Origin of the sequence: Actinomadura roseirufa (genome assembly GCF_900659635.1) — a bacterium.
GTDB lineage: Bacteria > Actinomycetota > Actinomycetes > Streptosporangiales > Streptosporangiaceae > Spirillospora > Spirillospora roseirufa.
In genome coordinates, this window is record NZ_CAACVB010000036.1 from 1 (window position 1) to 22,640 (window position 22,640).

General features: G+C 72.1%; 23 protein-coding genes. 9 read left to right on the forward strand and 14 right to left on the reverse strand.

What is annotated here, in order from left to right; genetic code table 11:
- The 4 genes from E1291_RS10885 to E1291_RS10900 form a co-directional block, all read right to left on the reverse strand.
- Positions 1-975 (reverse strand): ABC transporter permease (locus E1291_RS10885; RefSeq protein WP_207400669.1); only part of this gene is annotated, 975 nt, incomplete at its 3' end.
- Positions 963-1,718, reverse strand: a complete 756-nt coding sequence (locus E1291_RS10890) for an ABC transporter ATP-binding protein (RefSeq protein ID WP_131737633.1) — start codon at positions 1,716-1,718, stop codon at positions 963-965. The genes E1291_RS10890 and E1291_RS10885, both read right to left, overlap by 13 nt.
- Entirely contained in the window at positions 1,715-2,386 is a 672-nt protein-coding gene (locus E1291_RS10895; RefSeq protein WP_131737634.1) for an ABC transporter ATP-binding protein, read from the reverse strand. The genes E1291_RS10890 and E1291_RS10895 overlap by 4 nt, the downstream gene beginning before the upstream one ends.
- Positions 2,374-3,024, reverse strand: a complete 651-nt coding sequence (locus E1291_RS10900) for a hypothetical protein (RefSeq protein WP_207400670.1) — start codon at positions 3,022-3,024, stop codon at positions 2,374-2,376. Before E1291_RS10900 ends, E1291_RS10895 begins: the two co-directional genes overlap by 13 nt.
- 158 nt (positions 3,025-3,182) lie before the next feature.
- Here E1291_RS10900 and E1291_RS10905 point away from each other — a divergent pair, with 158 nt between their 5' ends.
- Both E1291_RS10905 and E1291_RS10910 read left to right on the forward strand, forming a co-directional pair.
- The gene (locus tag E1291_RS10905; protein WP_131737635.1) at positions 3,183-4,553 is read left to right on the forward strand and encodes a HAMP domain-containing sensor histidine kinase; all 1,371 of its coding nucleotides are present in this window, start codon (positions 3,183-3,185) and stop codon (positions 4,551-4,553) included.
- 97 nt (positions 4,554-4,650) lie between these two features.
- Positions 4,651-5,499, forward strand: coding sequence for a ZIP family metal transporter (locus tag E1291_RS10910; protein WP_131737636.1), 849 nt, complete (start codon positions 4,651-4,653; stop codon positions 5,497-5,499).
- 30 nt (positions 5,500-5,529) lie between these two features.
- On the opposite strand, the gene E1291_RS10915 is transcribed toward E1291_RS10910, so the two are convergent.
- The 3 genes from E1291_RS10915 to E1291_RS10925 all read right to left on the reverse strand — a co-directional run bounded on the left by E1291_RS10915 (position 5,530) and on the right by E1291_RS10925 (position 7,946).
- Positions 5,530-6,111 carry a DUF2817 domain-containing protein gene (locus E1291_RS10915; RefSeq protein ID WP_165495062.1) on the reverse strand — a complete coding sequence of 194 codons (582 nt, stop codon included), beginning with the start codon at positions 6,109-6,111 and terminating at the stop codon, positions 5,530-5,532.
- A 527-nt stretch (positions 6,112-6,638) separates the two neighbouring features.
- Positions 6,639-7,562: a M56 family metallopeptidase gene (locus tag E1291_RS10920; protein ID WP_131737638.1), complete on the reverse strand. Its 924-nt coding sequence runs from the start codon at positions 7,560-7,562 to the stop codon at positions 6,639-6,641.
- Positions 7,563-7,568: 6 nt separating this feature from the next.
- Positions 7,569-7,946 (reverse strand): BlaI/MecI/CopY family transcriptional regulator, encoded by a 378-nt coding sequence (locus E1291_RS10925; protein WP_207400671.1) that lies wholly within the window; start codon positions 7,944-7,946, stop codon positions 7,569-7,571.
- Between the two features lie 100 nt (positions 7,947-8,046).
- Between E1291_RS10925 and E1291_RS10930 the strand changes: the two genes are divergently transcribed.
- From E1291_RS10930 to E1291_RS10960, 7 genes are all read left to right on the forward strand, one after another.
- On the forward strand, positions 8,047-8,685 hold the full coding sequence (locus E1291_RS10930) for a DedA family protein (protein ID WP_131737639.1): 639 nt from the start codon (positions 8,047-8,049) through the stop codon (positions 8,683-8,685).
- Positions 8,682-9,398: a phosphatase PAP2 family protein gene (locus E1291_RS10935; RefSeq protein ID WP_131737640.1), complete on the forward strand. Its 717-nt coding sequence runs from the start codon at positions 8,682-8,684 to the stop codon at positions 9,396-9,398. Before E1291_RS10930 ends, E1291_RS10935 begins: the two co-directional genes overlap by 4 nt.
- Positions 9,395-10,231 (forward strand): undecaprenyl-diphosphate phosphatase, encoded by an 837-nt coding sequence (locus E1291_RS10940; RefSeq protein ID WP_131737641.1) that lies wholly within the window; start codon positions 9,395-9,397, stop codon positions 10,229-10,231. Before E1291_RS10935 ends, E1291_RS10940 begins: the two co-directional genes overlap by 4 nt.
- Before the next feature lie 17 nt (positions 10,232-10,248).
- Positions 10,249-10,401: a helix-turn-helix domain-containing protein gene (locus tag E1291_RS10945; protein WP_131737642.1), complete on the forward strand. Its 153-nt coding sequence runs from the start codon at positions 10,249-10,251 to the stop codon at positions 10,399-10,401.
- Between the two features lie 68 nt (positions 10,402-10,469).
- On the forward strand, positions 10,470-11,255 hold the full coding sequence (locus tag E1291_RS10950) for a COG4705 family protein (protein ID WP_131737643.1): 786 nt from the start codon (positions 10,470-10,472) through the stop codon (positions 11,253-11,255).
- Between the two features lie 10 nt (positions 11,256-11,265).
- On the forward strand, positions 11,266-11,922 hold the full coding sequence (locus tag E1291_RS10955) for a response regulator transcription factor (protein ID WP_131737644.1): 657 nt from the start codon (positions 11,266-11,268) through the stop codon (positions 11,920-11,922).
- A 20-nt stretch (positions 11,923-11,942) separates the two neighbouring features.
- Positions 11,943-13,268, forward strand: a complete 1,326-nt coding sequence (locus E1291_RS10960; protein ID WP_207400672.1) for a sensor histidine kinase — start codon at positions 11,943-11,945, stop codon at positions 13,266-13,268.
- A 150-nt stretch (positions 13,269-13,418) separates the two neighbouring features.
- On the opposite strand, the gene E1291_RS10965 is transcribed toward E1291_RS10960, so the two are convergent.
- From E1291_RS10965 to E1291_RS43200, 7 genes are read right to left on the reverse strand one after another with little or no spacing between them, the layout of a single operon-like run.
- Positions 13,419-14,030, reverse strand: a complete 612-nt coding sequence (locus E1291_RS10965) for a DUF2637 domain-containing protein (protein ID WP_131737645.1) — start codon at positions 14,028-14,030, stop codon at positions 13,419-13,421.
- Positions 14,027-15,058, reverse strand: a complete 1,032-nt coding sequence (locus E1291_RS10970) for a C40 family peptidase (RefSeq protein ID WP_131737646.1) — start codon at positions 15,056-15,058, stop codon at positions 14,027-14,029. The genes E1291_RS10965 and E1291_RS10970 overlap by 4 nt, the downstream gene beginning before the upstream one ends.
- Positions 15,055-16,020, reverse strand: coding sequence for a replication-relaxation family protein (locus E1291_RS10975; RefSeq protein ID WP_131737647.1), 966 nt, complete (start codon positions 16,018-16,020; stop codon positions 15,055-15,057). Before E1291_RS10975 ends, E1291_RS10970 begins: the two co-directional genes overlap by 4 nt.
- Positions 16,017-18,551 (reverse strand): type IV secretory system conjugative DNA transfer family protein, encoded by a 2,535-nt coding sequence (locus tag E1291_RS10980; RefSeq protein ID WP_131737648.1) that lies wholly within the window; start codon positions 18,549-18,551, stop codon positions 16,017-16,019. The genes E1291_RS10975 and E1291_RS10980 overlap by 4 nt, the downstream gene beginning before the upstream one ends.
- Positions 18,548-20,395, reverse strand: coding sequence for a VirB4 family type IV secretion system protein (locus E1291_RS10985; protein WP_131737649.1), 1,848 nt, complete (start codon positions 20,393-20,395; stop codon positions 18,548-18,550). Before E1291_RS10985 ends, E1291_RS10980 begins: the two co-directional genes overlap by 4 nt.
- Positions 20,396-21,385: a PrgI family protein gene (locus E1291_RS10990; protein ID WP_131737650.1), complete on the reverse strand. Its 990-nt coding sequence runs from the start codon at positions 21,383-21,385 to the stop codon at positions 20,396-20,398.
- Positions 21,382-22,593, reverse strand: a complete 1,212-nt coding sequence (locus tag E1291_RS43200) for a hypothetical protein (RefSeq protein WP_207400673.1) — start codon at positions 22,591-22,593, stop codon at positions 21,382-21,384. Before E1291_RS43200 ends, E1291_RS10990 begins: the two co-directional genes overlap by 4 nt.
- Between the last annotated feature and the right edge of the window lie 47 nt (positions 22,594-22,640).

Consider the following 22,640-nt stretch of genomic DNA (forward strand, 5'->3'; position numbering starts at 1 on the left):
GGCCAGGCCCAGCAGGGTGCGGCGGGAGGCGCCGCGGGTGCGCAGCAGGGCCTGCTCGGCTCGGCGCCGCGGCGCGCCGGAGGCGGCGACGAGCGCGGTGAGCATGGCGGCGAGCGCTGCGCCGGGCACGCCGAGGAACAGGAACAGGACCTGGGCGTAGGCGGCGTCCTCGCGGGCCGAGCCGAGCGCGGCGCCGAGGTTGTCGCCGACCAGGCCGGTTCCGGCCAGCCGCGCTTCCAGGTTGCGGGCGGCGCCGGTGTCGCGGACGTAGGCGGCGGCGGGGTCGGCGGGCAGGGCGTGGTTCAGCCGCACGTGTACCTGGGTGCGGGCGCCGGTGCGGGGCGCGTTGTCGAACAGCCGGTGCCAGGTCGCGGTGGGCAGCAGGACGACGTTGTCGGGCGGGGCCTGCGGCTGGGCGCCGGTGGGCGCGCCGATCTTCTGGAACAGCGAGTCCGCCGCGGGCAGGTCGACGATGCCGTCGACTCGGACGGCGGCGTCGGGCAGCCCGGCGCGGTGGACGGTGACGGTGGAGCCGGGCGCGGCGTGCAGGTTCGCGGCGGTCTGCTGGGCGAGGAGCACCCCGTCGGGTCGTCCGGTGAGGGTGCGAAGTTCACCGGGGAAGGCGTGGGCGTAGCCGGGGGGCAGTCCGAGGACCTGGCCGGGCCCGGTGTCGAGGACTTGGCCCTGCGAGCGCGACTGCAGGCCGGTCGTGGCGGCGAACCCGACGGGCAGCGCGGCCTTGACGCCGGGGGCGAGCGTCCGCAGGTCCGGTACGGCCGCGCCGGGCTGCAACTCGACCTGCCAGTCCACTGCGACGCGTGCGGCCGACCGCTGCGTCATGGTGGATTTGGCGGAGGTCAGGAAGGTGCCGAGCGAGGCGAGCAGGCCCACCGCGACGGCGATCGCGACGGCGGTCATCACCAGCCGGGCGGGGCGGCGTGCCAGCAGCCCGCGCAGCCATATCAGGACGAGCATGGTGCTGCCTCCAGGAGTGCACCGTCGGCCATCCGCCAGCAGGTGGGCAGCCGGGCGGCCATGTGAGGGTCGTGGGTGGCGATGATCAGTCCGGCGTTCAGGTCGTCGGCCGCCGTCAGCAGCAGGTCGACGACCTGGGCGGCGTGCGCCGAGCCGAGCTGTGCGGTGGGCTCATCGGCGATGATCAGGCGTGGCCGGGCGGCGAGCACGCGGGCCACCGCGACCCGCTGTGCCTGGCCGCCCGACAGCTCCTCGGGCAGCCGCGCGGCCAGGTCCGCCAAGCCCACGGTGCTGAGCGCGTCCGCGGCCCGGCGCAGCGCCTCGTCCTCGTCGGCACCGGCCAGGGTGAGCGGAAGCGCGGTGTTGTCCAGGACGTCCAGCGGCGCCAGCAGGCTCGGGCCCTGGAAGACCATGCCGGCGACGCCGGGCCGCCCGAACGGACGGCCGCCGAGCCCGGGCCAGAGGATCTGCCCGGCGGTCGGCTCGTCCAGACCGCTGAGCAGGTGCAGCAGCGTCGACTTCCCCGATCCGGACGCGCCGGTGACGGCGATGCGGTCGCTGCGGCGGATCACGCAGGTCACCTCGTGCACCGCGACGACTGCGGCGGACCCGCGCCCATAGGTGCGGGCGACGCCGGTCAGCCGGGCAAGGTCCTGGTCTGTGGTCGCCTGGTGTTCGGTCACGTGCCGTCCGGCCACGTCATGGCCAGAGGTGTCGTGTCCGGGCGTCTGGGAGCCGGTCATGTCCGCCGTCCGTCCTCAAGGGTGATGGTGCGGTCGGCCGCGGCCGCCACTGCGGGGCTGTGCGAGGCCACGACCACCGCCACGCCGTGCCCGGCCTGCTCGCGCAGGAGACCCAGGACGCGGTGCTCGGTGCGCCGGTCCAACTCGCCGGTCGGCTCGTCGGCCAGCAGTACCGCCGGCCGGTTGGCCAGCGCGACGGCCAGGCCCGCGCGAGCGGCCTCTCCACCCGACAACTGCGCGGGCCGCGCCCGGCCCCGGCCGGTCAACGCCAGACCGTGCAGCAGCGCGTCGCGGCGGCCGGCGTCGCGGCGGCCCGCCAGCCGCTGCGCCAGATCGATGTTGGCGGCGACGGTGAGATGCCCCAGCAGGTTCCCGGACTGGAACAGGACCCCGACCAGGCGGGCGCGCAGCGAGGTGCGCTCGGCCTGCGGGCGGTGGCTGATCCTGGTGCCGGCGATGCGGACCGCGCCGCCGTCCGGCTCGTCCAGGCCGGCCAGGCAGGCCAGCAGGGTGGACTTCCCGGATCCCGACGGCCCGGTCACCGCGACGAACTCGCCCGCCTCCACGGCCAGCGAGACACCGCGCAGGGCCAGCGTCTCCTCCTCCCCGGCACGGTAGAAGCGGTAGAGCTCCTCCACTTGCAGCACCGCCTCGCTCACTTCAGCCACCGGAACGAGTCGGAGATCGTCTTCCACGGGTCGACGTTGTCGGCGCCCACCGGCCCCGACAGCGTCAGCACGGCCTCGTGACCGGATTTGAAGAACTCGTACCGCTCGGCCTCATTCCGGACGACCTTGCCGGTCACCGGGTTCGGCGCGCTGTCGAACCGGTACACCAGCCGGATCGCCGTTCCGCCCGTCCGCCGCACCGTGTCGGCCTTCACCACGGCCATCTTCGCCGCGCCGATCTTCGCCGCCTCAGTGGTGCGGGCGCTTTGCGCCGTCGGTGCGGACACGGCGGGGACGACCTCGGCCCGGACGGTATTGAGCTTGTCGGTGAAGCTGGTCCCGGTGGGCACGACGGTCCGCGCCCACCCCTCCGGAACCTTCACCTCGTACAGCCCAGTGGACGGCCGGAACGCCACGTAGGCCGTGTTGTCGGGGATATCGCCCGGCGGGTTGGACTCCGTCGGAACCGGCGTGGCCCCGGCCCCCTGACCTGACGGTCGCCCGCCGGAGGTGTGCGATGATCCACCGGAGTGCGTCTTGGCGCCGCCCCCGCACCCGGCGGCGGCGACCGCCACGATCGCACCGGCGGCCACCATGGCCTTCATCCGCATCGCCTGCTCCTCCCCGTACCGGATCATTTCCGGCTTCCTTTGCATTCCACGCTAAAAAGCCTCAGGTCAGCGCCCGAATAGCCCGGGTTAGCGGCAGGCAAGAACCGAAGAAGAATCCTCTTACCTCGCCGGGCGAACACCCCGGTTAGAGCACCCGATACCTCGAGGGTGGCAAGCTGGCCAGTGTGGGATCCCAGGCAGCTCCACCCGGGGGAAGGCCACTGCGCCGGCTCGTCCTCATCGCCATCGTCGGCGTCACGATCCTGGCGATCGTGCTGTTCGCGCTGCCTCTCGCCGTCGCGGTGCAGCGGCTCTACCACAATGAGACGGTCACCCGGCTCGAACGCGACGCCACCCGCATCGCCGCCGTCGTCCCCGACGACCTCAACCGGCATCCCCGCCCCATCAAACGGCCGGCCGGACTGCCCGCCCGGCTGACCGTCGGTGTCTACCGCGTTGACGGCACGCGCCTCACCGGGGACGGGCTTGCCAGGTCCCCGCTGGCGGTACGGGGTCGCGACGGACGCGTGCACGACGGCGTCGAGCACGGCCGGCTCGCCGTCGCCGCACCCGTCCCCTCCGACGAGGGGGTCGCCTCGATCGTGCGGGTCAGCGGACCCTACGACCCCACCGGCGACCGCATCGAGAAGGCACTGCTGGCCATGGCCGGCCTCGCCCTCGCGGTCATCGCCTGCGCCACCCTGCTCGCCCGCTACCTCGCCCGGCGACTGGCCCGGCCACTGGAAAGACTGACGGCCGCCGCGCAGCAACTCGGCGACGGCAACTTCGGCCTCCGCGCATCACGCTCCGGCGTCCAGGAAGCAGACGCGGCCGGTCTCGCCCTGGAAGCCACCGCCCGCCGCCTCGGCACGATCCTGGAACGCGAGAGAGCCTTCAGCGCGGACGTCTCCCACCAACTGCGGACCCCGCTCACCGGCCTGCTGCTCGGTTTGGAATCCGCGCTCGAACGCCCCGGCGCGGACCTGCCCGCCGCGATCAACACCGCGCTGGAACGAGGCGAGCGCCTCCAGATCATCATCGACGAACTGCTCGACCTCGCCCGCGACAGCGGGCCCGCGCACCGACCCGTGGACGTCCCGGCGCTGCTCGGGCAGATCCGGGACCGCTGGCACGGCCCCCTGGCCGCCCAGGGACGCCGCCTCGTCCTGGACATCCGGGAACCACTGCCCCAAGTGAGCGCCTCACCCGCCGCGCTTTCACAGATCATGGACGTCCTACTGGGCAACGCCCTGCAACACGGCCGCGGCGAGGTCAGCGTCCAAACAGCCGACGTGGGCGATGGCCTGGCCATCGACGTCACCGATCAGGGGCCGGGCATCCCCGACGATGCCCCAGACATCTTCGCCCGCCGCAGTGGCCCAAGCGGTGCCCATCCCACGGGATCCCGGCGAGACGGCCCGTCCGGCGCGGGCCACGGCATCGGCCTCGCCCTGGCCAGATCCCTGGCGGAAGCCGAGGGAGGCCGCCTGATCCTCAGCAGCGACCGCCCAGCCGTCTTCACACTCCTCCTCCCTGCCGCCGACCGGACCCTGTGACGACCCGCACTCCCGCGAACTTTTACAGCGTGTAGACGAACCGGCGAAGTGAGGTTAGCCTCAGCTAAGCTCATCGGCCGGAACGTTGGGGACGGACATGTCGGGCGAGAAAATCGCACTGCTCGGAGCCATCGCGGGCTTCACGATCTTTCTGGGGTTGCCCGTCGGGCGGCTGCGCGATCCTCGTCCGCGGATGCGGGCCCTGCTCAGCGCCATCGCGATCGGCATCCTGGTGTTCCTCATGGTCGACGTCCTGTCCCATGCCTGGGAGCCGATCGACGCAGCACTCGGCGAGCACCGCGCCGGGACGGCCGCTGCATACGGTGCGGTCCTCGCCGCCGGCCTCGCCGTGAGCCTGGCCGGGCTGGTGCACTTCGACCGCTGGATCGCCGGCCGCGCCCGTCCCGCGCCCGTGTCCAGAGTCGCGCTGGCGGACGGCCTGGGCACGGCCATGCCCACGGCGACCGGTGCCCGGACGGCACACGACGGCGCCGCGCAACGGCTGGCCCTGCTCATCGCCACCGGGATCGGCCTGCACAACTTCGCCGAGGGCCTGGCCATCGGCAACGCCGCCGCGTCCGGCGAGCTGAGCCTGGCCGCGCTGCTGGTCGTCGGGTTCGGCGCCCACAACGCGACCGAGGGCTTCGGTATCGTCGCCCCGCTCGCCGCCGCGGGCCGGCGTGTCGGCTGGGGGCGGCTCGGGCTGCTAGGCGTGATCGGCGGCGGGCCGACCCTGGCGGGCACCCTGATCGGCCAGAGCCTGGTCAGCGACACCCTCGGCGTCGCCTTCCTCGCGCTCGCGGCCGGCTCCATCCTGTACGTGGTGATCGAGCTGCTCGCCGTCGCCAGGCGGGCCGCCCTTAAAACGATCACCACCTGGGGTGTGCTCGGCGGGCTGATCCTGGGCTTCTCGACCGACGCCGTCATCACCTACGCCGGGGCCTGAGCGTCAAGGCGCCGCGGGCGGTACATAGCTTCAGGGCCCGGTGATGTGGCGGACGGCAGCGGCGTACCGGCGGACGGCCCGCACCCCGAGCCGACCGGCGGGGAGCTCGACCACGAACGCGCTGTCGCGCACGACGGTGTTCTCCCACCCCGTCGCGCTCCCCGGATGGTCGGTCAGGGCCCGCAGTGGGAGCCCGACCTCGCGGGCGAAGCGCCGCTCGACGTCCCTGGGGCCCTCCGAGCCGTCGACCACGGCCATGTGCTGGTGGAACCAGAGGGCGACGGTCGGCCGGATCCGCCGGACGAGGGAGGCCGCCAGCCCTGATTCCGGTTCCGAGAGCGGCCCTGTGCCGGAATAGTGGATGGAGCCGGGCGCGCCCATCGGACGCCAGCCGGCCGGGAAGTTGCGGTTGAGGTCCACGCCGTGGGCGTTGCCTCGCGTCCGGGCCGCCATCCCGTCAGGGTTGAGCGCGGAGACCACCCACAGATCGGCGTGCGCCGGTCCGGGCCCGGTGGCGATCGCGTCGGCCACTGCCACCCCGGCGGGCTCATCGCCGTGCACGCAGCCGACCACGAGCACCCGCCGTGCCGCACGCGAGTCCCCCAGTTCCACCGCGGAGATCGGACGGCCTTGAACCGACCGGCCGAGCGGCACCGCGCGGCGGACCCCACGCCGCGCTGAGGAGCCTCCGGCCTCCCCCGAGGCGCCACACGCCGCCACAAAGATCACGACGGTGGCGAGCAAAGCCCCAGGACCGCACCAGAACATCGGCCGCTGGCCCACCGTCCCCCCCCCGACCTGCGCTGTTCGACTGGTTCTGGGGGAGTGACCGAAAGATACCCCAATCACAGATAGCAATACATGAACACTTAAAGTAATATCTCGGTGCTAGTCCGCCGGGGCGCCAAAGAACGGCCCACGCTGCTGGAGCTGTTCATGCGGCATCCCGATGACGTGCTGACACCCACCACGATCTTGGAGTACGTAGGTCGATCGGTCGCTCCGCGCCGATCACACCATGACGGCTATAGCCCTTCCTCCTGACGTTGGCATGGCGTTCCGTCGCAGCGACGCCACAAGGCGGGGCCAATGGCTTCGAGGGCGATGGCACCTCCAACCCCCAGTGGCGGGTTCCCGGGTCAGGCGCCGGCTGCTTCGAGGAGATCTTCGAGGTCGTTGGTGGCATCGATGGTGCACAGGCCGGTGAGGAGGAGCAGCGCGGCGATGGCGGCGATGAGGAGGAACCGGCGGCGTGGGGGAGCGGCCATCAGCGCGGCCACGCGGCGCGGCAGCGGACCGCCGGCGGCGAGTTCGGCGCCGGCGATGCCAAGTGCGGTAGCGGCTCTAGGGGGGCTGTCGGCTTTGAGGAGGGCGGCCTTGGCGACGGTGCGGGCGACCAGGCGGCGGTCACCGCTGGTACGGGCGGCGTATTCGTCGGCCCAGCGCTCGACGGTGTACGAGACGGCTCGGCTGACGGGCTTCAGGAGGGGGTTCAGGGTTGCGGCGAGGTGGGTGGCGGTGGTGAACCAGTGGTGTTGGTGGCGCAGGTGAGCGCGTTCGTGGGCGATGAGCGCGACGCGTTCGGGTTCGGTGAGGCCATTGAGCATGCGGGTGGAGATGACGATGCGGCCGGGGAGTCCGGGGAGGGTGAAGGCGTCGGCCGCGGGGTCGTCGAGGATCACGAGGTCGTCGTTGCCGGGGAGGCGGCGGGCTTGGCGGGCGGCGGCGAGCAGGGCGCGGCCGCGGCGCCAGAACGCGCGGGCAGTGGCGAGCCCTACCGCGGTGAGGAGAAGTCCGGCGGCCAGGGATACGAACTGGGAGGTCGGGTCCGTGCTGACCAAAGCGGTGTGCGACAGCTTGCCGGCTTCCGTGACCAGGGGGATGCGGACGAGTCCCGCGGTGGTGAGCAGACCGAGCGCGATGGTGCTGGCCGCGGCGAGGATCAGCGCGGCTGCGGTGAGGAGCCAGGTGGCCAGCCGGGGATCGAGCCTGGCGGCCAGCCGGCGGGCTGATAGCGCGGCGGCCAGCGGCGACAGCAGCGGCAGATAGACGGCCAGATGCATGCCTGCTCACTCCCGTCCGTCATCGGAGGACAGAAGGCGGCGGAACAGGGCCTCGTCCTGCGGCGACAGTTCGTCGACGAACCTGGTGAGGACCGCGTCGCGGTCGTGCTCGTTCTCCAGGACCTGCCGCATCCGGCGGGCCGCCATCCCGGCCGCGTCCAGGACGGGCCTGTAGGCGTAGGCGCGGCCCGCCCGTTCGCGGTTCAGAGTGCCCTTGGCGTGCATGCGGGACAGGACGGTGACGACCGTCGAATAGCTCAGTTCGCCACCCATCTTCTCGGCCACGTCACCGGGAGTCAGCGCCGTGTCGGCGCTCTGGAGCACGGCCAGCAGTTCGGCTTCCAGCGCGCCGGCCGGGCGTCGCGCGCCCGTGCCCTCGTCCAAGCGAACCTCCGGTCGTCTCCGAGCATCTACATCGTGTAGAACTTTTACATCGTGTAGATGTCACTGTATTCGATCGAGCGATTCCAGAGAACGAGGAGCCATGGCGGCGGCGCTCAACCCGTTGGATGCGATGTCCCTGCTGTCGAGTCTCGGCGCGTTCGGGGTGTTCCTGGTCCTGTTCGCTGAGACCGGCCTTTTGATCGGGTTCTTCCTGCCCGGTGATTCGTTGCTGTTCACCGCCGGCCTGCTCTGCACGACCTCGGCGACAGGGAAGGTCCATCTGTCGTTGCCGCTGGTGCTGCTGGCGGCGGTGACGGGCGCGCTGGCCGGCGCGCAGACCGGGTTCTGGATCGGGCGGCGGGGCGGCCGGCCGCTGCTGGCGCGCTCCGGCAACGAGCACCTGCTGCGCGGCGCGGCGCGAGCGGAGGAGCTCCTGCGCTCCTACGGGCACGGCAAGGCGATCGTGCTGGCCCGTTTTATCCCAGTGGTGCGTACGGTCCTCAACCCGATGGCCGGTGCACTGGGGGTTCCGACAGGGGTGTTCACCCTCTGGCAGGTTGCCGGAGGGTTGGTGTGGGCGGTCGGGGTGACCGTGGCCGGGTACGTGCTCGGCTCGACGATTCCCGGGGTGGATGCCTACCTGTTGCCGATCATCGCTGTGATCGTGGTCGTGTCGGCCGTTCCGGTGCTGCTCGAATTGCGCCGGGACCGCCGTCGCCGGGCTGGAGGCCCTTCGTGACGCCGGACGTTGCGATCTGGGCGGTCGCCGGGGCGGCGATGGGCGCGGCGCTCGTGCCGGCCCGGCAGGGACGCCGGTGGGCTCCAGGGCTGGGCACGGTGGTATCGAGCGGGGCCTTCGCCGTGCTCGCCGCAGACGCGGCCTGCGACGACCGCGTTCTCCGCGTTGACGAGCCGCTGCTCGCTTTCCTGGCCGGTCACAGGACCGCCTGGATGAACGGTGCGATGCGGACGGTCACCTGGCTCGGGTCGACCGCAGTCCTGGTTCCGTTGGTGATCGCCGTCGCTGTGTTCCTGCTGCGGGCTCATGGCGATCGCGGTTCAGCGGTACTGATGGGAGCGGGGCTGGGTGGGGCGGTGCTGCTGTCCCAGGTGTTCAAGAACGTGCTGGCCCGACCACGGCCACCGATGTCGCTGTCCTTGACCCATGCGGGCGGCTATGCCTACCCGTCCGGGCACGCCACCCAGGCCATCGCCACCTGGGGCATGGCGGCCGTCCTGGTCACGACGAGATACAGCCACAGGGTCCGCTGGTCAGTGTCCGCGGGTGCGCTGGTCATCGTGCTGCTGGTCGGCTGCTCCCGTCTCTACCTGGGCGTCCATTGGCTCACCGACGTCCTGGGCGGCTACGCCCTCGGCAGTGCCTGGCTCGCCCTGCTCCTCCCTTACCGCCACCGCCGCCCTGGCGGCCGTCCAGAAAACAGGCCCGCATGACCGCTATCACCATCGGCCAAGCCGTCGTCCTAGGCGTCGTCGAGGGGCTGACCGAGTTCCTGCCCGTCTCCTCCACCGGGCATCTCAAGATTGTGGAAGGGCTGATGAACATCCCCGTCGACGACGACGCCGTGGTCGGGTTCACCGCGGTCATCCAGGTCGGCGCGATCGCCGCCGTCCTGGTCTACTTCTTCTCCGACATCCTCCGCATCGCGGGAGCCTGGCTGCGCGGCGTCACGAACAAGGAGCAGCGCCACAGCCACGACTACAAGTTCGCCTGGTGGGTCATATACGCCACCATCCCCGTCGTCCTGGTCGGCCTGGCAGCCAAACCGCTCATCGACGGGCCGCTGGCCTCTTTGTGGGTGGTCGCCGGATCACTGATCGTCGGCAGCGGCTTCATGTGGGCCGCCGACCGGTACGGCCGCCACAAGCGCGGCGAGAACGACGCCACCCTCACCGATGCCCTGCTGGTGGGTTCCTCTCAAATCCTCGCCCTGCTGTTCCCCGGCTTCTCCCGCTCCGGCGCCACCATGTCCACCGGCCTGCTGCGCGGCCTGGACCGCGTCGCCGCCACCCGCCTGTCGTTCTTCCTCGGCATCCCCGCCCTCACCGGCGCCGGCCTCTACGAACTCAAAGACGCCCTCGGCACCGGAACCGCCACCGGCCCGCTGCTGGTGGGCACCCTGGTGTCGTTCATCGTCGCCTACGCCTCCATCGCCTGGCTGTTGCGCTATGTCGCCCGCCACACCTTCAACGCCTTCGTCATCTACCGCCTCGCCATCGCCGCCGCGCTCCTCGGCCTCCTCACGCGTGGCACCATCTCCTCCTGACCGCCGCCACCGTCGGCGTGGGTGCAAGCGAGCGTCAGGAGATGGCCGGCCGGCTGCGCACCAAGCTCGGCGCGCTGGGCGCGGCCGAGCACCTGGTGACGGTCCCCGGGTGGGGATACCGACTGGGAACAACGGTGCCGTACCATCTGACCGGCATCGACATCATCTGATGGGCATCGGCGTCCGCGCCGGGGACGTGTTCAGGTCGTTTTCAGGTGACCGATGCCAGCCTCGCTCCATGACCACGACGCGGCATGTGGCGCTGAAGCGCCTGAAGGCGAACAAGGTCCCAGAGGTCACGGTCTACTTCTGGATCATCAAGGTACTGTGCACCACCGTGGGCGAGACGGCCGCCGACTACCTCAACGACACCGTCGGCCTCGGCCTCACCCGGACGGCCTTGGTGATGGGCGTCCTGCTGGTCGCGGCGCTGGTGTGGCAGTTCCGGCTCCCGGCGTACGCGGCCGGTGTCTACTGGGTGACGGTCGTGCTGATCAGCATCGTCGGCACCCTCATCACCGACGAGCTGACCGACGGCCTCGGCGTGGCGCTGGAGGTCACCACGGCGGTCTTCGCCGTCGTCCTCGCGGCGACGTTCGCGGCCTGGTACGCGGCCGAGCGGACCTTGTCCATCCACACCATCCTCACCGTCCGCCGTGAGACCTTCTACTGGGCGGCCGTCCTGTTCACCTTCGCGCTCGGCACCGCGGCGGGCGACCTGGTCGCCGAGCGGCTGGACCTGGGGTACCCGCTGTCGGTGGTGCTGTTCGGCGCGCTGATCGCGGTCGTGGCGGGCGCCCGTTACGTGCTCGGCCTGAACGCGATCACGGCGTTCTGGATCGCCTACATCCTGACCCGGCCGCTGGGCGCGTCGATCGGCGACTACCTCTCCCAGGCCCGCGAGGACGGCGGGCTCGGTCTCGGCACCACGGCCACCAGCGCGCTGTTCCTGGTCATGATCTGCGCGCTGGTCGTCTACCTGACGCTGTCGCGGCGCGACCGGACCCCGGTCGAGCAGGCGTGATACTGGGCCGGTGACCGCTCATCGCGTGCTGATCGTGGAAGACGATCACCAGTTGCGCGCAGCCCTCGCCCGCGGCCTGCGGGAGGAGGGCTTCGCGGTGTCCACCGCCGCCGACGGCGCCGGAGCCCTGCGCGCCGCCGGGACCGACGCCGTCGTCCTGGACGTCACGTTGCCGGACTCCGACGGCCGCGACGTCTGCCAGGCCCTGCGGGCACGCGGCGTGGACGTCCCGGTCCTCTTCCTCACCGCGCACGACGCCCTGGTCGACCGCCTGTCGGGCTTCTCCTCCGGCGGAGACGACTACCTGGCCAAGCCGATCCACCTCGCGGAACTGGCCGCACGGCTGCGCGCCGCGCTGCGCCGGACCGGCCCGCCCCACGCGACGGCGGGCGCGTTCACGCTCGACCCGACCCGCCACGCCCTGGAACACCAGGGCCGCTCGGTGCCCCTCACACCGACCGAGTTCCGCCTGCTCGCCCGTCTCATGGCCGAGCCCGGCGCGGTCGTCCGGCGGCACGCCCTGCTCAGCGCGGCCTGGCCCGACGGCGCCCACGTCGCCGACAACACCCTCGACCAGTACCTGACCCGGCTGCGCCGCAAGATACGCGACCTGGACGCCCACCACGGCATCACGACCGTCCGCGGTGTGGGCTACCGGTTCGCATGACGCCGATCGCGAGGGCGGGGGTGAGGGCGAGAGCGCTGCTCGGCATGCGACCGGGCACGCTGCGCGGGCGGCTGGCGCTCCTGGCGCTGGTCACCACGGCGGCGTGGGCGCTGCTGCTGACCGTGCTGTTCAACGTGGTGCTGGACGGCCGGCTGCGCGCCGACGCCGACGGCCTGCTGCGGACCCGCGCGGAAGCGGCGGCCTCCACCGTGCAGGTCATGCCCGGCGGCGCGCTGCGGATTGCCGAACCCGCCGACGACAGCGCCCTGGACACCGGCATCTGGATCTACCAGGGCACCCGCGCCGTGGAACGGCCGGCCGGGCGGATCTGGCTGCAGCGCGAGGCCGACGCGCTCGCCGGCGCGGAGCCGGGGTTCACCACCATCGGCGACGTCCGGCTGTACGCCCGGCCGGTCGCCGCCGGCGGGCACCGGGCCGGGACGATCGTCACGGCGGCCGGCCTGCGCGCCTACCACCGGACGCTGACCTCGGCGCTCATCGGATCGATCGTCCTGGCGCTGCTGCTGCTCCTGGGCGTCTACGCGGTGACGCGCGCCGTGGTCGGCCGCGCGCTGCGTCCGGTCGCCGAGATGACCGGGCAGGCCGCCGACTGGAGCGGGCACGATCTCGGCCGCCGGTTCGGCACCGGCCGCCGCCCCGCCGAGCTGTCGGCCCTCGCGGCCGGTCTGGACGAACTGCTGGGCCGGCTGTCGGTCGTCCTGCGCCACGAGCGGCAGTGGAGCGCCGAGCTGTCCCACGAGTTGCGGACGCCCTTGTCCAGGATCGTCGCCGAGACCGACTGGCTCTCCCAGCGGCCCCGTCCCGCCGGAGAGCAGCGAGCCGCGCTCGATGTGATCAGAAACGCCGCCGAGGAGATGGAACGGATCTGCCAGACGCTCCTGGCCGAGGCGAGGAACCGCGACACCCGGCTGCCCGGCCGGTGCGCGCTGCCGGCCCTGGTGGCGGACCTGGCCGCGCGATGGCCCGCCACCGCACCCGGCCTGGACGTGGAGACGCCGGCCGGAGAATTGACCGCGGGGGCCCCGCCGGAGATCGTGGAACGGATCCTGGCGCCGCTGCTGGACAACGCGCGCCGCCACGCCGCCACCACGGTCGTCGTCCGCCTGGAGCCCGGCGTCCGCATCGTGGTCCATGACGATGGCGCCGGTGTCCCCGAATCCGCACGTGACCGGGTGTTCGAACCCGGCTTCAGGGCCGAGCCCGCCGACGGCCACCAGGGCGCGGGCCTCGGCCTCGCACTGGCCCGCAGACTCGCCAGATCCGCGGGCGGCGACCTGACACTCGGGGGAAAGGCGGCCTTCGTAGTCACCCTCCCACCCGGCTGACCCCACCGCCCGCCACCGGTGAGCCAGGTGAAGTGCTGGACAGCGACCCACGGGGTGCGGTGACCCGCGAAGGTTTGACTGGTCACCGTCCGAAGACATCTTCCGGTGAAGGGCACCCATCACCTTCCCTGCCCCGTCGCGAGAATTGGGTCAGGACGTGGCGGAGCCCGCAGTACCAGTGATGATCTTTTTGACCTTACGACGGTCGATGCCGTAGTTCGCGGCCAGATGGCGCTGGGAGACAGGACGGCCCGGCCCGTTCAGGCTGGCGCGATATTCGGCCAGGACGGCCTGTTCGGGAGTCTGTTCCATCCTGGTGCGGTCCGGGTTGGGCTGCTCCAACCTGGTGTGGTGGAGTTCGGGCTCGGTTGGCGGACGGGTTGACCTGTGGCGGGTGAGGGTCATCAGCAATTCGAAGGAGCCGACCAGGGCCAGGGCGGGGCAAGCGCTGATCAGGGCCCCGATGGGGCCGTGGGCGGCGCCGTGCGCCACGTTGGCGCCGATGGTGGCGCAGATGCCCGCTGCCAGGTTCCATTTGGCCAGTGCCGGTACGGGATGGTTGCGGCGGCTGGCGTCCAGGATGACCATGGACGCCGCCCAGATGAGGCCGTCCACGGTGAAGGGGACCAGCCGCGCGGTGGTGCCGGGTTCGCCGTGGGTGCGGACGAGGTCGAGTGCGTGTGCGTAGGAGATGATCGCGGCGACGGCGGCGACCGTGATCACTGCGACCGCTGTGGTGATCTTGATGAGGTGTTCGGTCATCGGTCGGGTCCTTGCGGCGCGTTGTGAGTTTGCTGGTGTGCGGTGGGGCGGGTGAAGCCGAGCACGGCGCGGTGGCGGTAGGACTGGATCTGGACGACGGTGCCCGTGTGGGGTGCGGCGATCATCTTTCCGCCGCCGATGACCAGGCCGACATGGCCGGGGTTGTTGGTGGAGGTGCCGGGCCCGGAGTTGAAGAACACCAGATCGCCCGGCTGTTCACGGTCATGGGGGATGCGGGGGCCATGCCGCCATTGCGCGCCTGACACGCGGGGGATGGTGATTCCGGCGGCGTGGTAGGCGGCGTGGGTGAGGCCGGAGCAGTCGAAGGCGCTCGGTCCGGCGGCGCCCCAGGCGTAGGGTTTGCCGAGCTGAGCGTGGGCGTAGGCGATGGCGCGGGCGGCGGCCGGCCCGGCGGGCGGGACGGCTGGGACTGAGCCAGGTGCGGCACAGGATCCGGTGCTGGGCGCGACCGGTTCGGGCCGAGGGCCGGTCGTCGTGTAAGCCCTGGCTTGGCGCGTGACGCGGTCGACGTAGTTGGAAGAGCGGTTGTAGTGGAGCAGGGCGCTGCGCAGTCGCGCCGGTGCGCCGTTATGGCGCAGGTAGCGGGCGGCGGCAGGGATGGCGTCAGCGGGGTTGTAGATTTCTTTTCGGCCGTCGTGGTCGCCGTCGACGCCGAACGCGGCCCATGTGCCCGGCATGAACTGCATGGGGCCTGCCGCCCCGGCGAGGTTGGTGCCCGATCTGATTCCCGGAGCGGTGCCGCGTCCGTGGTCGGACTCGATCTCTCCGACGGCTGCCAGGACGTTCCAGCCGATCTGGTATTTGGTTCCTGCGTCGAGGTAGAGGCGCAGGTAGGTGGGCGGGATGTCAGCGGCACCGCCTCCGGCGCGAGGGGTGCCGGTGGCGGGGGGCGGCGGGCAGGCGGCGCTGGGAATGCCGGAGCCGGACAGGACGGCGCCGAGCACGGCGATCAGCACCGCCATGAGTGTCAGGACCGCGATCACCACTGCAATGACCAGCGGCATCATCGTGTCCGAGGCCGGTGCGGCATGTCGGGTTCGGGTCGTGGGGTGGTGCTCCACAGGTGGGCCAGTTCGGCGAGGCGGTGGCGGGGACCGGCGGCCGGGGCGGGTTGCCAGATGGGGCCGGCGGGACCGTCGGGCGAGGTGGTGGGGGTGTGAACGGCGGTGGCGACCGGGACCTCGAGGGTGTCGCCCAGCAGTTTGCGGAGGTTGGCCTCTCGGGTGGGGCTGGGCAGCCAGAACAGCACGGGTGTGGTGGTGCCGGTGGCTTCGGCGAGGTCGGCGTATCCGCCGAGTTTGCCGGCGACGCGGGCTAGGGTGCCGGTGCCGGTGTCGTGTTCGAGGAAGAAGTCCAGCGTCGCCGATCTTGCGGCTGCGCCTGCGCGGGTGGCGGGTGCTGTCGAGCTGAACTCGGTCCAGCGGCCGTAGGCGTCGGGGCGGGCGAGGTCGCCCCACAGGCTGGCGCAGCGGTGTTCGGACCACCACGGGTCCAGGCGAGTGCCGTCGTTGCGGTGGCGGGCGTGGGCGTGCAGCTGGGCGAAGAAGTCGTTGACGCCGGTTTGATGGCCGAGGCGAGGTGATACGGCGATGCCGGTGACGGCGTCCTGGCGATAGCCGAAAGCATTCGGGCTCTGGCCGTGCTGGGCGGCGAGGACGTGTGCGCCGGCGGGGCCGAGGACCCAGTGCCAGGGCACGGATCCCGTGGGTGTCCAGGGCCGGAATCTCAGCAGGGCGTGCAGGCGGTAGAGCCGGTTGAGGCGTTGCCGGGCGCGTTCGGGGCTGGGGAAGAAGATGGCGGTGAGCTGGCCGGTGGTCAGTACGCGGTGCTCCCAGATCAGGGTGAGGATGTCCCGGTCGCGGTGGGTGAGGCGGTAGGCCAGGTCGGCGATCAGTTCCGGTGTCACCCGCGGCGGGCGGCTCTGTGGTCCGCGGAGGCGCAGGGCGGTGTTTCTGGGTGTGCGGGTCATCGCAGGTCCTCACTGTCGGCCGCTGCGGCAGCCCGGTCCGCGCCCTCCACAGCGGCGTCGGGCCGGCCAGCCTGGTCGGTGGTGTTGCTCGTGTCGGTCGGGGAGGTTGAAGTGGCCGCCGTGAGGGCGTGTCGCGCGGGAGCGTGCTCGACCGCGCTCGACCTGCGTTTGCCCCGGGTGGCGGCGTAGTGCTCGCGGGAGGCCCGTCGGACTGCTTGGGCACGCCCGGGAATGGCGGCGGGCAGTGGGCGGGTGCGGAGGGTGAACGGTGGGGCGGGGGCGTTGCCGTCCATGATGCGGGCGGCGGCTTGGTAGGCGCCCAGGTGGGACAGGTCGTGCGGGGACAGCAGGGGGGCGGTGTGGCGGGCCAGGTCGGTGGCGTCTTCGGGGGAGGCGGCGAAGTAGATCTTGTTGCGGGCGTCGGCGGAGACGGCTTCGCGGAGGTCTTTGGGGAGTTGGGACAGGTGCTGGTGGGCCAGGGTGAGGCTGAATCGGTAGGCGCGGGCTTCGGCGAGGATGTCGGAGATGGAGCCGGGCAGGTTGAGGAAGTTGTGGGCCTCGTCGATGTAGGCGGCGGCGTCGCGGCGGTCGTGCTCGGCCAGGGTGGCGCGTGGGGTGATGGCCTGCCAGGTGTGGGCCAGCAGCAGTGACCCGAACAGCCGGACGGCGTCCTCGCCGAGCACGCCTTTGGGGAGCCGGGCCAGGATCAGGCCGCCGCTGCCGAGCATGGCGCCCAAGTCGACGGTGGAGGCGCCGCCGGACAGGGTGTCGCGGACGAACGGCCGCAGCAGGACGGCACGAAGTTTGTTCATCACCGGGCCGATCACCGTGGCGCGTGCGGCGGGGGTGAGTTCGTTGTAGGAGTCCCAGAAGCCGCACAGCAGCTCGTCGGCAAGCCGGGCGGTGACGCGGGCCCGGTAGGGCGTGTCGGTCAGAAGCCGCGGGATGTCGCCGAGCGTGGCGCGGGCGCCGTTGACACGGGTGAGGGTCAGGCAGGCCGAGCGGAGCAGGTCGTCCAAGCGAGGTCCCCAGGAAGAGGAGAAACAGCGGCGGAAGGTGGTGACGATCGACTCGGCCGCGAACGCCGGATCCGGGCCGGCCAGGACGTTGAGGCAGGGAGGTCGGTGGCGGTCGGCGGGATCGAACACCACGGTGCGGCCGATGGCGCGTTCGGGGAGCCGGTCCAGCACGTCGGCGACCAGGTCGCCTTTGGGGTCGATGACCAGCGCACCACGTCCGGCGGTGGCGTCGGACACGATGAGGCCCGCCAGGAAGGTCGACTTGCCGACGCCGGTCTGCCCGAGGACGTGCAGGTGCTGGCGCGCGCCGGCGACGGTGAGCCCGACCGGGCGGGCCGCCCCGGCTTCGGAGTCGCCCAGCACCCGCACTCCGGGTCCGCCGATCGGCACGGCGGGCGAGGGCGCGATCGGGCGGGCGCCGGCGCGGGTGACGCCGGGCGCGGCCAGGTCGTAGGGCAGATGGGCGAGTGCGGCCAGTTCGGGAACCGAGAGCAGGAACCCGCGGTCCAGCCGCCGGGCCACGAGCTCGGCGCCGGGGTGGCGCAGGCGTCGGCGGCGCAGATGCTGGTGGGCGGAGGTGAACAGCGCGAACGTCGAGGCCGTCTCGTGGGCCTGGGCGCGTAGCCAGCCTGCGGCGGCTTGGTCGTGGTTTCGGGTGGCCACCGCGTAGCGGATCTGGGCTTCCAAGCGTGGCCGGGCGGCTTTGGCGAGGATGGCGCGGACCTGGTCGGCCCGCTCGGGGAACTGCCGGGCGATTCCGCTGGCGTCGGCGCGCCCGGACATTCCCGGTGTCACCAGGTCGAACAGCAGGCTCTGGGGTGCGGTGGAACGGCCGCCGCGCAGGGCCGCTGCCACGCGGTAGGCGCGACGCAGCCGCCGTCCGGTCATGGGGCGGGCCAGGATCTGCACGGCCAGGTGCTCGCCGTCGGCGAGGCCGGACGCGGCGCCCAGCAGCGCGCGCAACGGGTCACTGCCGTGCTCGGTGGCCAGCGGATAGTGGTCGGGCCGGCCCGGGACCAACCGCCCGCCGGCCACGTGTGCCTCCTCCGGCAGAGGCGAGGTGGCGGCGCGGGTGGTGAGGGTGGCACCCGGCCACGCCGACCGGATGGTCTTCTCCACCAGGCCCGGCGGGATGACCCCAGGGACCCAGACCTGGAAGCGGACACCGTCATGGTCGGCGAGGTACTCGAACGCCAGATGCGGCTGCCCGTACCAGGCGCGTTTATAGGCCGGGAGGGTGAGCCCGACCAGGTGCGCCCACCACGCGGCGGCGCTGTCGGCCTCCACCTGGGGTGGCACCGCGATCTCGATCACCCGCGCACCAGGGGCCAGGCGGGCGTTACGCCACGCCCACACCGCTCGCCGCGCCGCCATCACCGCCGCTGCGGTACCGAGTACGCCTGCCAAAGCTGCGGGGCCGTAGCAGGTGAGGTCGCTCAGGATCATGTGGGGACCGTGCGGCAGGTCGGCGGCAAAGTTGGTGAGCTGATGCGCGATGGTGCCGGTGCTCATCGAGGATCGGTCTCCTTGGATGGGCTGGCGGGTGTGCCGGTGGCGCCGAGGCGGGTGAGTTCGGCGGGGTCGGTGGTGGTGAGCAGGTGCTCGTGGGGGCTGGCCAGGGCGGTGAAGGCTGCTCGCTGTGAGCTGCCGGCCGTTCCGCACAGCAGCCCTTGACCGCGGTCGGCGGTGAGCAGGAACGCCTTCTCGCCGTCGGTGAGGTCGAACGCGCGGGCGATGTCGCCGGCGGTTTGGGGTGCTTGGCGGAGCAGGATCTGGGTGGCGGAGTTGGCGATGACGGCCCGTCCCAGGTCGCTGGACAGCAGGTCGGCGGCGTCCTGGGTGACCACGGCCAGACCGGCCCAGTGCTTGCGGGCGGACTTGGCCAGCCGGTACAGGAACCGGGCGCCCTCGTCTCGGCACATCAGTGTCCACGCCTCGTCGACGACCACCAGGCGGCGGCGCCGGTCGGCCGGGTCGGTCAGGGTGCGCCAGATGGCGTCCAGGGCCAGCAGCATCCCGACGGTGCGGGTCTCCTCGGGTAGGTCCCGCAGCGAGAACACCACCAGATGCCCGCCGGGGCGGGTGCTGGTGCCCGCGGCGAAGAGCCCGCGAAACGACCCGGTCACGTACGGCGCGAGCCGCGCCGATAGTTCCAGTGCCTGGTCGGCCTGCGGGGTGCCGGACTCGCCGGCCTGATCGAGCTGGGCGGCCACGTCGGCCAGCAGCGGCGCGGGACGCGCCCACGTGCGGGGGTCGCAGGTGATGCCGCGTGCGGCGTAGGCGGCCATGACCGCGCGGTCCAGGACCGCGCGTGCCGGTGGGGTGAGCGGTTCGTCCAGCATCGTCGAGACGAGTGTCTGGGCGAACAACGCGCGCCGGATCACGGTGTCCTCGCCTTGGCCGGTGGGAAGGTCGAAGGGGTTGAGGTGCACGCCCGGTGCGCCGAGGCCGAGGTGGGTGCCGCCGACGGCTCGGCAGAGCCGTTGGTATTCGTCTTCGGGGTCGACGACGGCGACGTGCACGCCTTGGTAGAGCAGGCGGAGGGTTTCGAGTTTGGTGAGGTAGGACTTGCCGGCCCCGGAGCGGGCCAGGGTGACGGAGTTGTAGTTGTCCTGGGCGAACCGGTCCCAGGCCACCACGCCCGCCGAGTAGGCGTTCAGCCCGTACAGCACGGGGGTGTCGCCCAGGTCGGGTTGCAGGTCGGGTGAGGTGAACGGGAACGCAGCGGCCAGCGCGGCGGTGTCGAACACCCTGCGGACTTTGATGGTGTCGGCGCCCAGGGGGAGGGTGGTGGTCCAGCCTTGCAGGGCGCGGAAGGTGGTCGGCTGGGCGTCCAGCAGCAGTGACGCCGCCACCGTCCGCACCCGCTGCACCTGCGCGTCCAGTTCGTCGTGGGTGGTGGCGTGGACGGTCAGGTAGAGCCCGACGCGAAACAGCCGCCCATGACCGCGCGCCAGGGACGCGGCGAGTTCGGCGGCGTCGTCGGCGGCGGCCTCGGCACCGAAGTCGGCGAGCCGGCCGCGTTGCGCGTCGGCGTGTGAGGCCGATTCCAGCCGGGCGAGTTGCCGTCGTAGTCGCTGTGCGGCGATCAGCGGCGGGATCGGTTCGATGTGCAGGGCCACGTCCACTCGGCCGGGGAAGGTCAGCAGGGGTTCCAGCCACCCGGCGCCGACCTCGCGGGGGTAGCCGGCCACCCCGAACGACGCGCACACCCCGCCCGGCAACTCCACCGATCGAGGGTTGACCCGCACCGCCGACGGCCCCAAGACCTCCGAAGCGCCCTCGGCGTGCGGCTGCAGCGGAGCCTGTTCGCGGGACGGGAGGAGACGGGCGAGGGTGTGCAGGTGGGGACGCATTCACGGCTCCTGTCGTGCGGTGATCGGCGCCCCTAGGCCGGCGTTGTCCACGGGGCGGGGATCGCCTGGGGACAAGGAGGCCGCCAGGACGGCGGTGCAGGCGTCGGCGTCCAGCACCTCGGCTGCCACGCCGAGCGCGGTGAGCGCTGCGACGGCTTCAGCGGCACGACGCAACGCCACCGCGGCACCCGCGTCCCGGGAAACCCTCGTGCCCCTTTGCGGCCGGGCCGGTCGTAGCGCGGAGGTCGCCGCCGAGTGGGCGGTGGTGTCGCCGATCACGATGAGGACCTGGCGGTTCAGCAGCTCATGCCGCTCACCCAACCCGGCCAGGAACGCGGCGTGATCGCGGGCGGCCTGCCGCAAGGCAGGGTCGGGCAATGCCGCCGCGTGGCCGGTGAGATGATCAGCCAGCCCGGACAGGTCGATGGGACGGGCTTGGACGAGGATCTGCACGCCGGTGTCCAGCGAGTTCAGCCACCGCCCGAACATCGCGACCAACCCGGCCTGCTCGCCCGGGGTCCGCAACCCGAACGGCACCGTCCCGGCACGGACCAGCACGGCCGTGCCGCCTGCGGCCAGCTCCATCACCCCGTCCGCGCGGACGGCGTGCACCGGCAGCCGCAACGGCGCGGGAAGGCGGCCACGCATCCGGCACCAGCCCGGCGGCGCCTGCACCGGCTCGCCGGTGCTCACCTGTTCCCGGGGTGCCCGCACAAAGGCCAGCGCTGCGGCGGCGAAGCGGTCCAGGCTCATCCCGTCGTGGCGGGCGACCGCCAGCACGCACCCGGCCGCCACCACCGGCAACCCCAGTCCGACCAGCACCGGCAGCGGCAGCAGCGTCTGGAAGGTCAGCCACCCCCACAAAACCACCCCGCCGGTGCAGGCCACGATTGCCACCTGCCGGGCGGTGAGCCCGTAGAGGATCTTGTCGGGCCGGTCGATGTCGGCCGGGATCTTCACACTCATCGGTGGCTCGTCGCGCCCGGTCATGCTCTCCTCCTCCTCTTGGGCGGCTCGATCCACAAGGTCAGCTGCCGGTGCGGGACCGGCCGCCGCGGCATGCCGGGCAACATCAACTGCCGTCCCCGCCGTGCGGCCGGCGTCCGAGGGGCTGGTCCCGTGGCTGCGGTAGACCCGGCCGAGCGTGGGGGAGAGGACGGTGTTTTGGGGACGCGGGTGACCGGGATTGGCAGGGCCAGCTGCACAGGCCGCTTACCGGCGGCTTTGGGCGGGATGGGGATCGGCAGCGCCAGCTGCATCGGACGGCCTCCTCGACTCGTGTCGGTGTCGCCCTCAGGCCCCTCGCCCGAGGGCGGGACCGGCTGCGGTGGCGGCGGCGTGGGGGTGGGCGCTGGCGGCGGCGGGGGCACGGGGTGAGGCGGAACCGGAGGAGGAGGGGGTGGTGGGGGCGTGGGACGGGGGTATCGCCGTGGGGCCGGGATGGCGCGGCGGCCGCCCATCAGGGCGCCCAGGCCGCGGTAGAGGATGAGGCCGCGCAGCATCCGTCCGGCGGACTGCGGTGTCGCGGCACGCCAGATGGTCCGTGCGACCCAGGAGGGGATGCGGACCATCACCCACAGAAGACACAACGCCAGCAGCAGATCGGTGACTTCGCTGCGTGAGGGGATCCCCAGGAACGAGTCGCCGGAGTCGCGGGTTTTGGTGAACAGCAATCGGAACGTGGTCGTCAGCACCAGTGACTGGCACACCTGGATCGCCAGGATCCCGGTGATGCCGCGCCACCACAGCCGCGCCAGCCCGTCGGTGACCGGCAGCGCGTGGAACATCAACGCCAGCGGCGCCGCCGCGATCAGCACCATCGTGATCGCGATCCGCACCACGTAGATGAACCCCACGCACAACGCCAGCACGATCACCCCCAGCGCGACGAACGCCAGGAACTGCTGCTGGTAGACCGTGTTCATCGTGATCGACCCGGCGATCGTGTCGGCGACCACGCGCGGATCGATCGCGCCCGACCCGGTGGTCAAGAACGCCCCCGACAGGCCGTTGGCGAAGGTGATCGCGTACCCGATCACGGTGAGGCTGCAGTTGGAGGCCACGAACGCCGCCACCAGCCGTCCCACCAGCTGCCCGGGCGTCAGCTCGGTTCCCGGCAGGCCGTGCCCGGCCATGAGCCACACCCCGGCGGCGGTGATGACAGCGATCGGGGCGGCGCCCGAGTGCTGCTGGCACACTGCTGCCCCAACTTCCCGGGATTTGATCTCATGTGGACCGACCAGGG

Bases quoted from the DNA above. Each gene is read 5' to 3' on its own strand.
- E1291_RS10890 (WP_131737633.1), bottom strand. From the start codon at position 1,718: ATGACCGGCTCCCAGACGCCCGGACACGACACCTCTGGCCATGACGTG.
- E1291_RS10900 (WP_207400670.1), bottom strand. From the start codon at position 3,024: ATGATCCGGTACGGGGAGGAGCAGGCGATGCGGATGAAGGCCATGGTG.
- E1291_RS10910 (WP_131737636.1), top strand. From the start codon at position 4,651: ATGTCGGGCGAGAAAATCGCACTGCTCGGAGCCATCGCGGGCTTCACG.
- E1291_RS10920 (WP_131737638.1), bottom strand. From the start codon at position 7,562: ATGCATCTGGCCGTCTATCTGCCGCTGCTGTCGCCGCTGGCCGCCGCG.
- E1291_RS10930 (WP_131737639.1), top strand. From the start codon at position 8,047: ATGGCGGCGGCGCTCAACCCGTTGGATGCGATGTCCCTGCTGTCGAGT.
- E1291_RS10940 (WP_131737641.1), top strand. From the start codon at position 9,395: ATGACCGCTATCACCATCGGCCAAGCCGTCGTCCTAGGCGTCGTCGAG.
- E1291_RS10950 (WP_131737643.1), top strand. From the start codon at position 10,470: ATGACCACGACGCGGCATGTGGCGCTGAAGCGCCTGAAGGCGAACAAG.
- E1291_RS10965 (WP_131737645.1), bottom strand. From the start codon at position 14,030: ATGACCGAACACCTCATCAAGATCACCACAGCGGTCGCAGTGATCACG.
- E1291_RS10970 (WP_131737646.1), bottom strand. From the start codon at position 15,058: ATGATGCCGCTGGTCATTGCAGTGGTGATCGCGGTCCTGACACTCATG.
- E1291_RS10975 (WP_131737647.1), bottom strand. From the start codon at position 16,020: ATGACCCGCACACCCAGAAACACCGCCCTGCGCCTCCGCGGACCACAG.
- E1291_RS10980 (WP_131737648.1), bottom strand. From the start codon at position 18,551: ATGAGCACCGGCACCATCGCGCATCAGCTCACCAACTTTGCCGCCGAC.
- E1291_RS10985 (WP_131737649.1), bottom strand. From the start codon at position 20,395: ATGCGTCCCCACCTGCACACCCTCGCCCGTCTCCTCCCGTCCCGCGAA.
- E1291_RS10990 (WP_131737650.1), bottom strand. From the start codon at position 21,385: ATGACCGGGCGCGACGAGCCACCGATGAGTGTGAAGATCCCGGCCGAC.